13 protein-coding genes are annotated in these 13,810 nt (G+C 65.0%); 6 read left to right on the top strand and 7 right to left on the bottom strand.

Going from position 1 to position 13,810, the window contains the following annotated elements; all coding sequences use genetic code 11:
- Nucleotides 1–175 precede the first annotated feature (175 nt).
- The 4 genes from der to gatB form a co-directional block, all read right to left on the bottom strand.
- Nucleotides 176–1,507 (bottom strand): ribosome biogenesis GTPase Der, encoded by a 1,332-nt coding sequence (gene der / locus ACMZ6R_RS08290; RefSeq protein ID WP_416110454.1) that lies wholly within the window; start codon nt 1,505–1,507, stop codon nt 176–178.
- Between the two features lie 271 nt (nt 1,508–1,778).
- Entirely contained in the window at nt 1,779–2,570 is a 792-nt protein-coding gene (locus ACMZ6R_RS08285) for a sulfide-dependent adenosine diphosphate thiazole synthase (RefSeq protein ID WP_416110453.1), read from the bottom strand.
- Nucleotides 2,571–2,600: 30 nt separating this feature from the next.
- On the bottom strand, nt 2,601–3,644 hold the full coding sequence (gene mtnA / locus ACMZ6R_RS08280; RefSeq protein ID WP_416110452.1) for an S-methyl-5-thioribose-1-phosphate isomerase: 1,044 nt from the start codon (nt 3,642–3,644) through the stop codon (nt 2,601–2,603).
- Between the two features lie 87 nt (nt 3,645–3,731).
- Nucleotides 3,732–5,162: an Asp-tRNA(Asn)/Glu-tRNA(Gln) amidotransferase subunit GatB gene (gatB, locus tag ACMZ6R_RS08275; RefSeq protein WP_416110451.1), complete on the bottom strand. Its 1,431-nt coding sequence runs from the start codon at nt 5,160–5,162 to the stop codon at nt 3,732–3,734.
- 219 nt (nt 5,163–5,381) lie between these two features.
- Between gatB and ACMZ6R_RS08270 the strand changes: the two genes are divergently transcribed.
- A complete protein-coding gene (locus ACMZ6R_RS08270) occupies nt 5,382–5,759 on the top strand; it encodes a hypothetical protein (RefSeq protein WP_416110450.1) in 378 nt (125 codons plus the stop codon).
- A gap of 40 nt (nt 5,760–5,799) precedes the next feature.
- Here ACMZ6R_RS08270 and ACMZ6R_RS08265 read toward each other — a convergent pair whose 3' ends face one another.
- The gene (locus ACMZ6R_RS08265; RefSeq protein ID WP_416110449.1) at nt 5,800–6,633 is read right to left on the bottom strand and encodes a hypothetical protein; all 834 of its coding nucleotides are present in this window, start codon (nt 6,631–6,633) and stop codon (nt 5,800–5,802) included.
- 234 nt (nt 6,634–6,867) lie between these two features.
- Here ACMZ6R_RS08265 and ACMZ6R_RS08260 point away from each other — a divergent pair, with 234 nt between their 5' ends.
- Both ACMZ6R_RS08260 and ACMZ6R_RS08255 read left to right on the top strand, forming a co-directional pair.
- A complete protein-coding gene (locus ACMZ6R_RS08260; protein WP_416110448.1) occupies nt 6,868–7,668 on the top strand; it encodes a DUF2092 domain-containing protein in 801 nt (266 codons plus the stop codon).
- A gap of 10 nt (nt 7,669–7,678) precedes the next feature.
- Nucleotides 7,679–8,344 carry a hypothetical protein gene (locus ACMZ6R_RS08255; protein WP_416110447.1) on the top strand — a complete coding sequence of 222 codons (666 nt, stop codon included), beginning with the start codon at nt 7,679–7,681 and terminating at the stop codon, nt 8,342–8,344.
- A 550-nt stretch (nt 8,345–8,894) separates the two neighbouring features.
- On the opposite strand, the gene gpmA is transcribed toward ACMZ6R_RS08255, so the two are convergent.
- On the bottom strand, nt 8,895–9,641 hold the full coding sequence (gpmA, locus tag ACMZ6R_RS08250; protein WP_416110446.1) for a 2,3-diphosphoglycerate-dependent phosphoglycerate mutase: 747 nt from the start codon (nt 9,639–9,641) through the stop codon (nt 8,895–8,897).
- A 28-nt stretch (nt 9,642–9,669) separates the two neighbouring features.
- Nucleotides 9,670–10,983, bottom strand: a complete 1,314-nt coding sequence (gene thiC, locus ACMZ6R_RS08245; protein WP_416110445.1) for a phosphomethylpyrimidine synthase ThiC — start codon at nt 10,981–10,983, stop codon at nt 9,670–9,672.
- Between the two features lie 189 nt (nt 10,984–11,172).
- Between thiC and rpmE the strand changes: the two genes are divergently transcribed.
- The 3 genes from rpmE to prfA all read left to right on the top strand — a co-directional run bounded on the left by rpmE (nt 11,173) and on the right by prfA (nt 13,570).
- The gene (gene rpmE / locus ACMZ6R_RS08240) at nt 11,173–11,388 is read left to right on the top strand and encodes a 50S ribosomal protein L31 (protein WP_416110444.1); all 216 of its coding nucleotides are present in this window, start codon (nt 11,173–11,175) and stop codon (nt 11,386–11,388) included.
- Nucleotides 11,389–11,455: 67 nt separating this feature from the next.
- Nucleotides 11,456–12,406: a DUF1385 domain-containing protein gene (locus ACMZ6R_RS08235; RefSeq protein ID WP_416110443.1), complete on the top strand. Its 951-nt coding sequence runs from the start codon at nt 11,456–11,458 to the stop codon at nt 12,404–12,406.
- Nucleotides 12,407–12,496: 90 nt separating this feature from the next.
- Nucleotides 12,497–13,570 (top strand): peptide chain release factor 1, encoded by a 1,074-nt coding sequence (gene prfA, locus ACMZ6R_RS08230; RefSeq protein WP_416110442.1) that lies wholly within the window; start codon nt 12,497–12,499, stop codon nt 13,568–13,570.
- Nucleotides 13,571–13,810 lie beyond the last annotated feature (240 nt).

Raw genomic sequence — 13,810 nt, 5'->3', positions numbered from 1 at the left:
CCTTTCTGGAGAAAGGGTTCCCCCCGGACCCCCTTCCTAAAGACTTTTGACGGTTACGGCGTGTTTCCGTTGCCACACCAGTAATCGTTGAAAGTTTTGGGGAGGGGAGAGCGCGAGAGGGGGACCCTTTTTTCAAAAAGGGTCCCCCTCTCGCACGTTCTTTCCCGCTCCTATCCTACTCTTTCGGCTTGTGGCTGGCGCGGCAGACGACCTTGACCGGGGCCATGGTGATGCCGAAGAGCTTGCGCAGGCCGTTTTCCAGGTATTTCATATAGGAGTCGCGCACCCGCTCGGTGTCGCTGACGAAAAAGACGAAGGTCGGTGGCGGATCGGAAGCCTGGGTCAGGTAGTAGAACTTGGCCCGGCGTCCGTTGACGAGCGGCGGCTGGTGCTTGTCCAGCACCTCGCGCATGGCCCTGTTGAGCGCGCCGGTGCCGACCCGGATCTGGCATTCCTTCCAGATTTCCTCGGCCATCGGCAGGATCTTGCCGATCCCCTTGCGTTGGGCGGCCGAGATGTAGAGCACCGGCACGTGGCCGCACATGCGCAGTTCGTCCTGGATGTCCTTGCGCAGCGCGAGCATGTCCTTCTGGGGGACGAGGTCGATCTTGTTGACCGCGATGAGAAACGGCGTGCGCTCCTTGTCGAGGTAGGAAATGAGCCGCTTGTCCTGCACGCCCACACCGCCCGTGGCATCGATGACCACCACGGCCACGTTGGCCCGCTTGGCGCTGCCGAGCGCCTTGCCCACGCTGTAGCGCTCCAGCCCGTCGGTGATGCGGGTGCGTTTGCGCACCCCGGCCGTGTCCACGAACACGTAACGCCGGCCGTTTTTCACCAGCGCCACGTCCACGGCGTCACGGGTGGTGCCGGCCACGTCGCTGACGATGAGGCGTTCCTGGCCGAGCAGCTCGTTGACCAGCGACGATTTGCCGGCGTTGGGCCGTCCGAGCACGGCCAGACGGATGCCGGCTTCGGGCGCCGGCGGGCTTTCCTCCCCGGATTCTTCTTTCTCGGGCAGGGCCTTGGCCAGGGCCTCGGCCAGATCCTGCAGGCCATGGCCGTGGGCGGCGGAGAGCGGCAGTATCGGAAAGCCCCAGGCGTGGAAATCGCCGGTCAGGGCCGTGATGCGTTCGCTTCCGTCAACCTTGTTGACGGCGACGATGACGGGCTTGCCCGCCCGGCGCAGCCGTTCGGCCATCTCGTCATCAATCGCCGTGCGTCCGGACTTGCCGTCGACGAGAAAAAGCACCACGTCGGCCATGGTCAGGGCGATTTCCGCCTGAACGACGATTTGCCGTTCAAGGCCTTCCGGGGCGTCGAAATCCATGCCGCCGGTGTCGATCAGGGTCACGATCCGGTCGTCGAGTTCGACGGTCGCCTCCAGACGGTCACGGGTGACGCCGGGACGGTCGTGGGTGATGGCCTTCGGGCGTTTGGCCAGGCGGTTGAAAAGGGTGGACTTGCCTACGTTGGGGCGTCCGACGATGGCCACGATAGGGGGCATGGGGTATCGGCTCTCCTTGCGGGGGTGGGGGAGGCGTCGCGAACGACGCGGGACAGACGCTTGAGCACGGCTTCGGGGGAGATGTCAACCGGTGTCGCGCGTCCGTCTCTCTTTTTTTGAAATCGTAGCGAATCTATAGGGAATGATTCCCCCCGACAAGGGGGGCGGAAAGATTATTCCCCGACGGGGTGCAGGGACAGCGGCCCTTTGGCGGAGGTGGCCCGGGAGGGGGGCCTGCCTCCTCCCGGGCGTCGCAGGCGTTACGCCCCTATTATCCCCGCAGCTTGGCGGCGATGTCCGCCGCGACTTTTTCGCCGGAAAGGAGCATGCCGCCGAAAATGGGCCCCATGCGGTAGGAGCCGAAGCTGGCGTTGGCGGCCATGCCGGCAACGTACAGGCCCGGAAAGATTTCCCGGGTGTTTTTTACGGTGTTGGTCTCGGCCACGTCGGCCCACATGGACTGTTCGCCCTCGATGCCGCCGGAAGGGGTGCCCAGCTTGACGTCGTTTTTGCGCACCAGGGTGTGCAGCACTTCCGTGGCGTGGCCCGTGGCCTCGATGAGAAACTTGCTGCCGAGCACCACCGGGTCCACGTGCAGCCCGGCCATTTCCACCGGCGAGGAATTGATGACGATGCCGGTGACGCGCTTGATGCCGTTCACCTCGCGCAGCACCACGTCCTCGACGCTCATGCAGTTGAACACCTTGACCCCGGCCAGGCAGGCGGCCGAAGCCAGCGTGGTGGTGGCGGCCACGGCGTCGGCGGTGAAGTAGTTGTCCTTGTAGCGGGCGACCGGAATGCCAACGTCGGTGAGGAGATGGGCGCTTTCCTCCTGCACCACGATGATGTTGTAGGTCATGCCGCCGCCCCACATGCCGCCGCCAAGGGACAGCTTGCGTTCGAACAGGGCGACGTTGAACCCTTCCTTGGCCAGCAGCCGGGCGGCGGTCAGTCCCGAGGGGCCGCCGCCGACGATGGCGACATCGAGTTCGAGGCTGGATTTGAACTTGGCGAAATACCCGTCGACAATGGCTTCCGTGATGATGCGTTCGTCAAGAGGCATGAGACTTCCTTAAAAGCTGTTGCGGTTGCGTTATTTTCCGCCGATGGCGGCACGGATGGCGTCGGTGTAGGGCGCGGTCAGCACGCCCTTTTCGGTGATGATGCCGGCGATGAGCTCGGCCGGGGTGACGTCGAAGGCGAAATTGTAGACCGGCACGCCCTCCGGGGTGATGCGGTGTTCGCCCACATGGGTGACCTCGCGGGGGGTGCGGTTTTCGATGGGAATCAGTTCGCCCGAGGCGAGCGTCAGGTCGAAGGTCGAGGCCGGGGCGGCGACGTAGAAGGGCACGCCGTGGGCCTTGGCGGCCAGGGCCACGGTGTAGGTGCCGATCTTGTTGGCGGCGTCGCCGTTGGCCGCGATGCGGTCCGCGCCGACCACCACTTTCTGGACCATGCCCTTTTTCATGAGGTGCCCCACGGCATTGTCGCAGGCGACGGTGACCGGGATGCCTTCCTTGGCCAGTTCGTAGGCGGTCAGGCGCGCGCCCTGGAGGAAGGGGCGGGTCTCGTTGGCGATGACCTTGATGCGCTTGCCCTGCTCGAAGGCGGCCCGGATGACGCCGAGCGCGGTGCCGTAGCCGGCCGTGGCCAGGGCGCCGGCGTTGCAATGGGTCATGACGGTGTCGCCGTCGTCGATCAGGACCGAGCCGTTTTTGCCCATGGCCTTGTTGATCTCGATATCCTCGGCCTGCATGGTCTCGGCCAGTCCCAGCCATTCCGACAGCAGCGCCGGCAGCGAAATGTCGCCGAGCGCCTGCCACTTTTGCCGCATACGTTCGACGCCCCAGTGCAGGTTGACGGCCGTGGGCCGGGCGTTTTCCAGCTCGATGAGCAGTTCCGACAGCTTTTTCTTCCAGCCGTTGCCGGCCGCGCCCGCTTCACGGGCGGCCAGGTAGCAGCCGTAGGCGGCCGTGACGCCGATGGCCGGCGCGCCGCGTACCACCATGGTCTGCAAGGCGTAGATGGTGTCGGCGGTGTTGCGGCACACGAAGGATTCCTCGCGGTCGGGCAGGAAACGCTGGTCGAGCAGGAGCAGGGCGTGCCTGTCCGGGGAAAAGGCGATGTGGTCGGTCATTGGCTACCATCCGTCTGCATGATGCGGCATAGGGTTAGAGCCTCTCGCGAGGAGCCGTGGGGGACGATCCCCCGGGGGAGGCGGAACCTACCCCAGTTTTTTGCGTAAAAGCTCGTTGACCAGTCCGGGGTTGGCCTGCCCCTTGGTGGCCTTCATGACCTGGCCGACGAAAAATCCCATGAGCTTGGTCTTGCCGCCCCGGTAGGACTCCACTTCGGCCGGGTTGGCGGCGAGCACCGTATCCACGGCCGTCTCCAGGGCGGAGGCGTCGGAAATCTGGACAAGGCCCTTGTCGCGTACGTAGGCGGCCGGATCGGCGCCGGTGGCGAAAAGATCCGGGAAAATCTGCTTGGCGATCTTGCCGGAAATGACACCCTCGTCGATCAGGCGCAAAAGCCCGGCGAGGCGTTCGGGGGAAAGCTTGCAGGCCCCGGGCGTCGTGCCGGACTGGTGGCACTCGCGCAAAAGTTCCGTCTGCACCCAGTTGGCGGTCTGCTTCGGGTCGGCCCCGGCCGTAACGGCGGCCTCGAAGTAGTCGGCCATATCGCGTTCGGCCGTGAGCACGTCGGCGTCGTAGTCGGAAAGCCCGAGAGCCGTGGCGAAGCGTTCCCGGCGCGCGGCCGGCAGTTCCGGAAGTTCCGTGCCCCAGCGGGCGATGGTGTCCGTATCGAGATGCAGGGGAACGAGGTCCGGGTCCGGGAAGTAGCGGTAGTCGTTGGCCTCTTCCTTGCCACGCATGGAGGCGGTGCTGTTTTTCGCGGCGTCGTAGAGCCTGGTTTCCTGGACGACCTTGCCTCCGTCGTCGAGGACGTCGCCCTGGCGCTCCACCTCGTATTCGATGGCCTTTTGCACGTGCCGGAAGCTGTTTAAGTTTTTAAGCTCCGTGCGGGTGCCGAAGGCCTCCTGGCCGACCGGCCGCAGGCTCACGTTGGCGTCGCAGCGAAACGAGCCTTCCTCCATGTTGCCGTCGCAGATGTCGAGGTAGACCAGGATGGCACGCAGCGCCTTGAGGTAGGCCACGACCTCCTCGGGGTTGCGCATGTCCGGTTCGGAGACGATTTCGAGCAGCGGCACGCAGGCGCGGTTCAAATCCACGTAGCTTAAGTTGTCGGCCGCGGAGTGGATGTTCTTCCCGGCGTCCTCTTCCATGTGGATGCGGGTGATGCCGATGCGGCGGGGCTTGCCGCAGGCAACCACGTCGATGTGGCCGTGCTCGCAGATGGGCTGCTCGAACTGGGAAATCTGATAGCCCTTGGGCAGGTCGGGATAGAAGTAGTTCTTGCGGGCGAAGACCGAGACGGGATTGACCGTGCAGTCGGTGGCCAGCCCCATCTTGGCGGCGAATTCCACGACCCTGGCGTTGAGCACCGGCAGCACGCCCGGCATGCCGGAACATACGGGGCAGACATTTTCGTTGGGGTCGTCGCCGAAGCGGGTGGAGCAACCGCAAAAGATCTTGCTTTCGGTTTTCAGCTGGGCGTGCACCTCGACGCCGATGACCGTCTCGTACCTGGCCATGAAACGCTCCTTGGCATGGCGCGGTCCCGCCGGATCGCGCCACGAAATTTCGGTCGGGGGTGTACCCTGCTTCCGGCAGGTGGGTCAATGCCGCGCCAGGTGTGGGAAACGGAACGCAAGCGGTTGTATTTTCGGCGCGGGACGCCTACAACAAGAATGTTCCGGGGCGGCCCGCGTCCGCAGGGTCCGGGACCATATTACCATACCGTGAGGCATGCCATGGCCAGTCACATTTTGTCGGCGGGGCGTTTCTTTCGCGTTGCCGTCCTCAGTTGCACGATGCTGTTCTCCGCTGTCCTGCCCGGCGTGATGCGTCCGGCGGTCTGCATGGCCCAGGATTACGAGGCCATGATGCCCGAGACTTTGCACCGTGAGTTGCGCAAGGCCGAACACGCCTACCGCGACGCCATCGACAAGGTCAATGCCGCCGAAACGGAGCGTCTGGCCAGGAAGGCGGCCGGTGCGGCCGAAGGCGAGTTGCGCGCCTTGGACGAGAAGGTGGGCGAGCTTGTCAACAAGGCCGAGGACCTCAAGGTCCAGGCCGATTATCTCGAGGAACTCTACCAAGCCAAGAGTAAGGAATACAAGAACAAGTAGGTTGTTCGGGCCGGCTGCCCCAGGGCTGCCGGCCCTTTTTTCACGTTCCTTGCGGCCCGGCTCCCACCGCACGCGTCCCGCGTCGGGCGGCGGTGAAATCCAGATAGCCCCACACGTGGTTGCGACGGTCGTAGCAGTGCGACTCCTCGGGTCGGGGCGCGATGTCCCATATCCAGGCCCGGTCGGGCACAGGCGGCCGCGCGCCTTCCAGGGCGTCGCGGCTTTCGACCACCGCCCCGTCGCCGTCCACCTCCTCCCACATCCGGTCGCACACCAGCCCGACCCGTCCGGGCAGCCCTTCCAGCCAGGCGAAGTGGGCCTCGATCAGCCCCCGGCCGAACCTTTTGAGGGCCTCGGCCGGGACCCGGCCGTCCAATACCTTATAAAAAGGGATGGGGAGCTGGGAGGCGAGGTTGAGCGAGATCGTGAAGTCCGCTCGCAGGCCGGGCAAGGGCTCGGGCGGGGACGTCGGGTCGGGCAGGGGCCGGCCGGCGGCGGCCGCGCGGGCGACGGTCTCGCCCATGCCGGTGACGTCGGCCGTGATCAGACGGAGCTTGGGGTGGTTCCGGGCAAGCTTCCTGGCCGGCCGGGGGTGATGGACGTCGACGAGAAGCACCCGGCGGAAACGGGCGCAAAGCTCCTCCACAGGCACGTCCAGGCACAGGCCCGAGCCCAGGATGACGGCCGTATCCCGGCCGGGGGCCGTGTCGGCGGCGGTCAGCACGAGATTTTTGGCCGCTTCCAGATGGGGCTCCCAGGCGGCGCGACAGCGACGGTGCCGCGCGGCGATGGCCACGGCTTCGCGGTCATGGCCGAAACGCCTGGCCTGGCGCGACCCCCGGTCGCGCAGCAGTGTGATGCACTCCCACAACATGACGCTTTCCTCCGACGCCTTCGTCTTCCGGGTAAAACAGTCGGGCCGCACAGGCAATGCCCTCCTGCCTGCAATGTTGCGGTTTCGGGCGGCGCGCTGTGTCGACGGGGCGGCGCATGGTGCAATGCCGTTTTTTTGCCTGGCGTTGACAACATATGAGCCGTCCTCTAACAAAATGAGATAATCAAACGGTCCGTGCGGCGTGTTGCCCGACGGGCCGGCAAGGAGGTTTCCATGCGTCACCTGTATTGGATCCTCGGCCTGCTCGTCGCGCTGGCCGTTGCGCCGGCGGCCAATGCCGCCGCATCCGGGGATTCGGGGGCGAAACCGGCCCAGTCCGCGACGGCGGACATCACCCCAGCGGCATCCGGACCGATTGCGGCCATGTGCGACTTTTTGAAGGCCCAGAAAAAATTTTCCTTTACCGCCGACATCGTTAGCGAACTTGTCTATCCCAACGGTCAGACCCTCCAGATTTCCCGCAAGGCCACCGTGGCCATCGAGCGCCCCAACAAGGCCTATTCCCATGTCGTCGGCGATGACTGCGACCGGGAGTACTTCTATGACGGCAAGACCGTGACCCTGGTCGACCGCGACCGGGGCGTCTATGCCGTGACCGAGGCTCCGGCGACCATCGACGCCACCACCGACATGCTGACCGAGAAGTACGGCCTTTCGGCGCCGCTGAGCGATTTCGTCGCTGCCGCGCCCTGCGTCGCGTTTTTGCACAACGTGCGCACGGGCGACTTCGTGGGCAGGCACATGGCCGCCGACAAGGTCTGCGACCATCTGGCCTTCACCCAGAAAAGCGCCGATTGGCAGGTGTGGATCGAACAGGGCAAGATGCCGCTGCCGCGCAAGTTCGTCCTCAACGACAAGGACGTCCCGGGCTGGCCCCAGTACGCGGCGACGTTTTCGGACTGGAACCTGCATCCGAAACTGCCGTCCGGCCTTTTCACCTTCACCCCGGTCAAGGATATGCGCCGGATCGACTTCCTGCCCCTGGCAACCAAGGGCCAGGGCAAACCCGAGTAAGGAGGCGGTCGTGAGACGCTTACGCCTTTATCGAGGAATTTCGTCCATCCTGGTGCTGGTCGCGGCCCTGAGTCTGGTGTTCGACGCCTCTGGGCTGTTGACGCTCACCGGGCTTTTCACCGGCAACGCCGAGGCCCGCATGGGCGGCGGGGGAGGTCCGCATTTCGGCGGCGGGGGAGGGCCCCGCATGGGTGGCGGTGCGCCGCATATGGGAGGGGCTCCTGGCGGCTTGCGTTTCGGCGGCGGCCCACCGGCCGCGCCGCGCCCGAGCGTGCGTCCGCCCGCGGGGCGTCCCGGCGGTCCGGGATTCGCGCCCATGCCCGGTCCGGTTCCAGTCGCGCCCGGCTTCGCCCCGGGGCCCCGGGGCCCGGTGGCGGGCCCTGTTCCCGGCCCGCGCCCCATGCCTGGTCCCGTCCCCGGTCCGCGCCCTGTGCCCGGTCCCGGTTGGGGACCGCGCCCTGTCGGTCCCGTTCCGGTTCCGGTGCCCGGTCCCGGTTGGGGGCCGCGTCCGCCCCTCGGCCCCGGCCCCTGGCTGTGGGCCCTGCCTGCGGCGGCCGTGGCGCTCACCGTGGCCGGCATGACCTACTATAATTACAACAATACCTGCTATATCCAGCAGTTCCAGGGTGATCAGGTGGTCTACGTGCCGGTGCAGGGGCCCTGCCCACCGCGTTGAGCGCATTGATCTTGTTGATCGCGTTGCCAGCCAGGGGAGGCGTCGCCTCCCCTGGCCTCCTTCGAGGATAATCCTTCCCTTCTCCGGTTTGGTCGGCTTGTTTGTTGGTGATATGGCAGGTTGGTCGGCCGGGGGGCCGGGCGTCCGCGCGCGGCGCATATTTGAAGAATGCGCCTTCGCGTCCGACCTGCCCCCAGCCGGCCCTGCTCATACGGCCCATGCCCGGGATCAATTGTTGTCCCCGTCTGATGGGGAATTCCCGCTCCCCGTACGTGAAATCTCGTGGCGCTGTGGACTGCCCTTAACCAAACGAGAGGCTTCATCCCCGCCTGACATGCGTCTTCTTGCCATTGCTCATGAAGAAAGAGAGCGATCGGCATTTCCAAAGAAACGCTGACCGCTCTCTTCACATCGGGTGACTCCCCGATATTCCTCGATATCCCTTGTGAAAGTTTTTGAAGGGGGTCCAGGGGGAAACTTTTTTCAAAAAGTTTCCCCCTGGCCGCCGGAGGCATCTTCATTCTTCTCTTCCCCCTTCTCTTCTTTCTATCTATTTCGCCTTGCCCTGGGCGGCGACGGCGGCCATGCTTTTGGCGATGGCGTCGGGGTCGCCGAGGTAGTGGTGGCGCGTGGGTTTGAGGCTGTCGTCGAGTTCGTAGACCAGCGGCACGCCGGTTGGGATATTGAGCTGGCTGATATCCGCGTCGTCGATGTTGTCCAGGTATTTGACCAGGGCGCGCAGCGAGTTGCCGTGGGCGGCCACGAGCAGACGTTTCCCCGCCTGGATGGCCGGGGCCATGACATCGTGCCAGTAGGGCAGGACGCGGGCCACGGTGTCCTTGAGGCATTCGGTGCGCGGCAGTTCGGCGTCGGTCAGCCCGGCGTAGCGTCGGTCGTGGCCGGGGAAGCGCGGGTCGTCGGGGGTCAGTTCCGGCGGGCGGGTGTCGAAGCTTCTGCGCCAGACGAAGACCTGTTCCTCGCCGTATTTGGCCGCCATCTCGGACTTGTTGAGGCCTTGCAGCGCCCCGTAGTGCCGTTCGTTTAGGCACCAGGATTTTTCCACCGGGAGCCACAGCCGGTCCATGTCCTCGAGCACGATGTCGAGGGTCATGATGGCCCGGGACAGCACCGAGGTCAGGCAGGCGTCGAAGTCGTAGCCGCCGTCCGTGAGCAGTTTGGCGGCGCTTTGTGCTTCGGCCCGGCCCTGGTCGGTCAGGCCCACGTCGGTCCAGCCGGTGAAGCGGTTTTCCAGGTTCCAGGCGCTTTGTCCGTGCCGCAGCAATACGAGGGTGTGCATGGCTCCTCCGCGTGGCGTTCGGCCGTGGTTATTCGGACGTATCCTTGTCCTTTGCGTCGCAGGTGAAGCTGTCGCCGGTCATCATGCGCATGGCGCAAAGCGCGCCGCACATGGCGCATTCCTTTTCCTGGCTGTGCATGGCCCGGCGCTTGTGCAGGAGGTCCGGGTCCAGGGCGAAGCCGGCCATGGCTTCCCAGTCCAGGTCGGCCCGGGCCTTGGACATGCCGAGGTCGCGGGCCACGGCGGCGGGGCGGCCAAGGGCGGTTTCGGCGCTTTGGGCGGCGACCAGGCTGGCCTTGATGCCGGCCCAGACGTCCTCTGGCCCGGGCAGGGTGAGGTGCTCGGCCGGGGTCAGGTAGCACAGAAAATCCGCGCCGAAATAGGCGGCCATGGCCCCGCCGATGGCCCCGGCGATATGGTCGTAGCCCGGGGCGCAGTCCGTGGTCAGGGGGCCGAGCACATAGAGCGGCGCGCCGTCGGTCAGGCGCTTTATGCCCTGGATCTGGCTCTGGACCAGATGGAGCGGCACGTGGCCGGGGCCTTCGATCATGACCTGGACGCCGCGCTCCCTGGCCCGGCGAGCCAGCCGGCCGAGGTTTATGACCTCTTCCCACTGGGCCGCGTCGCCGGCGTCGGCCCCGCAGCCGGGACGCAGGCCGTCGCCGAGGCTGATGGTCACGTTATGGGCCAGACAGATGTCGAGAATGTCGTCGTAGCGCGTCAAAAAGGGGTTTTCCTCCTCGTGCCGGCGCATCCAGCGGCCGAGGATCGAGCCGCCGCGCGACACGATGCCGGTGATGCGTCCGGATTCGGCGGCAAGCTCGGCCCCGAGCCGGGTCACGCCGCAATGTAGCGTCATGAAATCCACACCGGCCGCGGCCTGTTCGGCAATCTCGGCGATGATCTCGGCCTCCGTGAAATCGCTCGGGTCCTTGCCCTTGGCCAGATGGCGCTGGGCCACGGCATAAAGCGGCACCGTGCCGAGCGGCAAATCGACGGCGTCGAGGATCTGGCGGCGGATGGCGGTCAGGTCGCCGGCCGTGGACAGGTCCATCAGGGCATGGGCTCCGGCTCTCTTGGCCAGGTTCGCTTTTTGCAGTTCCATGGCCACGTCGGTGACGAGCATGGAGGTGCCGATGTTGGCGTTGACCTTGACTTTGGCCGGCTGGCCGATAAGCGTGGGGATGACGCCCTTGTGGGCGGGGTTGGCCAGGACGACCATGGTGCCGGCGTCCACGGCGGCGAAGATGGCCTGCGGAGTGAGCCCTTCGGCGTCGGCCATTTCGGCTGCGCGGGCGCGCAGGATGTCGGAACAGACGGTGTTTTTCATGCGTATGGACATGCTTGATCCTTGGGTATGGAATGGGGACGCGTCTGGGTACCATGAAGGGCGGCAAAGCTCAAAGGCGGCCCGCACCGAAACGGTCTGTGCCCCGGTGCGGAAAATCCGCTTCCGGGCGCTTGCCAACCTCGGGAAAAGGCGTTACTTGATTTCGCTTTCCCGAAAGGGTCACTTTCAAGGAGTCGGAAGATGAAAAAAGATATCCACCCGAAAGTCTACACTGCCACCATCCGCTGCAACTGCGGTTACGAAGAAAAGGCCCTGTCCACCAAGGGCGAGTTGATGCTCGTGGAAGTCTGCTCCAATTGCCATCCGTTTTACACGGGCAAGCAGCGTTTCCTCGACACCGCCGGCCGTATCGACCGTTTCCGCAAAAAGTACGCCAAGTTCGAGAAAAAGGACTAGTCCGCTGGAAAGTCCTGTTGCAGCCGCCGGGCGGCCAGCGCCCGGCGCAAGGTCTGGGAAATTCCCCATGAAACGCGTGCGTTTCCTTTTGCCTCTGCTCGTGGCCGCCCCGACCGTCGGTGGACAGGCCGTGATGGAAGGGGTCATGATGCGTGACCAGGAGCGTCTGGCCATTGCCGTGCGCAAGCCCGGCGGCGACATCCTGCTCGACGTGCGCCCGTGGTTTTCCCTGACCGCCGCCAAGTGGCTCAAAAAGCCCTTTGTGCGCGGCTTTCCCATCCTGCTCGAAACGCTGGTCAACGGCATCAAGGCCCTGAACTATTCGGCCCAGGTGGCGGTGGAAGACGATGAGGAGGAGCTCTCCCCCATGGCCATGGGGCTCACCCTGGCCGCGTCCATCGGCTTCGCGCTGCTGCTTTTCGTCGTCACGCCGCACCTTTTTTCGCTCGGCATGAAGGCGGCCGGATTTTCCGGGGGCGTGGAGGCGTTAAGCTTCCACATCTGGGATGGCTTTTTCAAGATGGTCCTCTTCGTGGGCTACATCGCGGCCATCTCCTACCTGCCGGACGTGCGCCGGGTGTTTCAGTACCACGGGGCCGAGCACAAGGTCATCTGGGCCTACGAACAGGGCGCGCCCCTGACCCCGGCCGGGGCCCGCGGCTTTTCCAGGCTCCATCCCCGCTGCGGTACGGCCTTTCTGCTCTTCGTCCTGGCCATCTCCATCGTGCTGTACGCCTTTCTGGTTCCCTGGCTGCTGACCTTTTACGCCCCGGCCACCACCTGGATCAAACAGGCCTATATCGTGGCGCTCAAGCTTTTCCTCATGGTGCCGGTCAGCGCCCTGGCCTACGAAGTCATCAAGATCGCCGGCAAGTTTCGCACGAACGTCGTCTGCCGCCTGATCTCGGCCCCCGGGCTCTTCATGCAGCTGCTCACCACCAAGGAGCCGGACGACCGGCAACTCGAGGTGGCTTTGGCCGCGCTGCGCGGCGCGGTTGAGCGCCAGCCCGCTTCCTGACCCCGCGCCCGCACGGGCCGGTCCTTGCCAACCCCAAGCCGGGAACGCTTTTCTCTAAGGCGTCCCGGTTCTTCGCTCCGGAGATGCCGCATGTTCGCCAAACTGGAAAGCCTTGAGCGCAAGTACGAGGATCTGGAGAAACAGCTCTCCGACCCCACGGTCGTGGACGACCAGGAGCGCTACCGCAAGCTGGCCAAGGCCCACGCCGACCTGGCCGAGGTGGTGGAGGGTTTCCGGGAGCACAAGCGCCTTTCCCGGGACCTCGAGGAAAATACCGAGCTGGCCCAGGACCCGGACCCGGAAATGCGGGAACTGGCCCTGGCCGAGGTCAAGACCATCAAAGAGGCCCTGCCGGAACTGGAAGCGCGCCTCAAGCTGCTGCTTTTGCCCAAGGACCCCATGGATGAGAAAAACATCCTGCTGGAGATCCGGGCCGGCACCGGCGGCGAGGAAGCGGCGCTTTTTGCCGGAGACCTCTTCCGCATGTACAGCCGCTACGCCGAGACGAAGCGATGGAAGGTCGAGATCATGAGTTCCTCCGAAACCGGCTCCGGCGGGTTCAAGGAAGTCATCGCCAATATCTCCGGTGAAAAGGTCTACAGCCGGCTCAAATACGAGTCCGGGGCGCACCGCGTGCAGCGCGTGCCGGCCACCGAATCCCAGGGTCGCATCCATACCTCGGCCGTGACCGTGGCCATCATGCCCGAGGCCGCGGAAGTCGACGTGGCCATCGACCCCAATGACCTGCGCATCGACGTCTATCGTTCGAGCGGCCCCGGCGGCCAGAGCGTCAACACCACCGACTCGGCCGTGCGCATCACCCACATCCCCTCCGGCCTGGTCGTCATCTGCCAGGACGAGAAGTCGCAGCACAAAAACAAGGCCAAGGCCCTCAAGGTGCTGCGTTCCCGGCTGCTTCAGGCCGAACAGGAAAAGCAGCGCCTGGAACAGGAAGCCAACCGACGCTCCCAGGTCGGCTCCGGCGACCGCTCCGAACGCATCCGCACCTACAATTTTCCCCAAAGCCGCGTCACCGACCACCGCATCAACCTGACGCTCTACAAGCTCGAAGCCGTGCTCGAAGGCGACCTCGACGAGCTTTTCGACGGCCTCATCGCCCACTACCAGTCCGAAGCCCTCAAAGCCCAGGCCGACGCCGCCTAGTTGGTGCAGGGAGGAGAGGGTGCCTCCGGCGGCCAGGGGGAAACTTTTTGAAAAAAGTTTCCCCCTGGACCCCCCTTCAAAAACTTTTAAAAAGGGAATGTAAGGTTCCATCCGATCAAGGTCGGATAGGGAACCGGGGCACGGCCTGCTTCCAAGTATGGGGCGCTTGACCTGGGCCGGCGGGAGGGTTTGCCGGAGGCGAAGGCGTATTCTTCAAATATGCGCCGCGCGCGTCCGGCA

This window comes from Solidesulfovibrio sp. C21, from assembly GCF_047785625.1.
GTDB lineage: Bacteria > Desulfobacterota > Desulfovibrionia > Desulfovibrionales > Desulfovibrionaceae > Solidesulfovibrio.
Note: the sequence above shows the minus strand (reverse complement) of the source record. Positions and strands in the feature narration are given on the sequence as shown.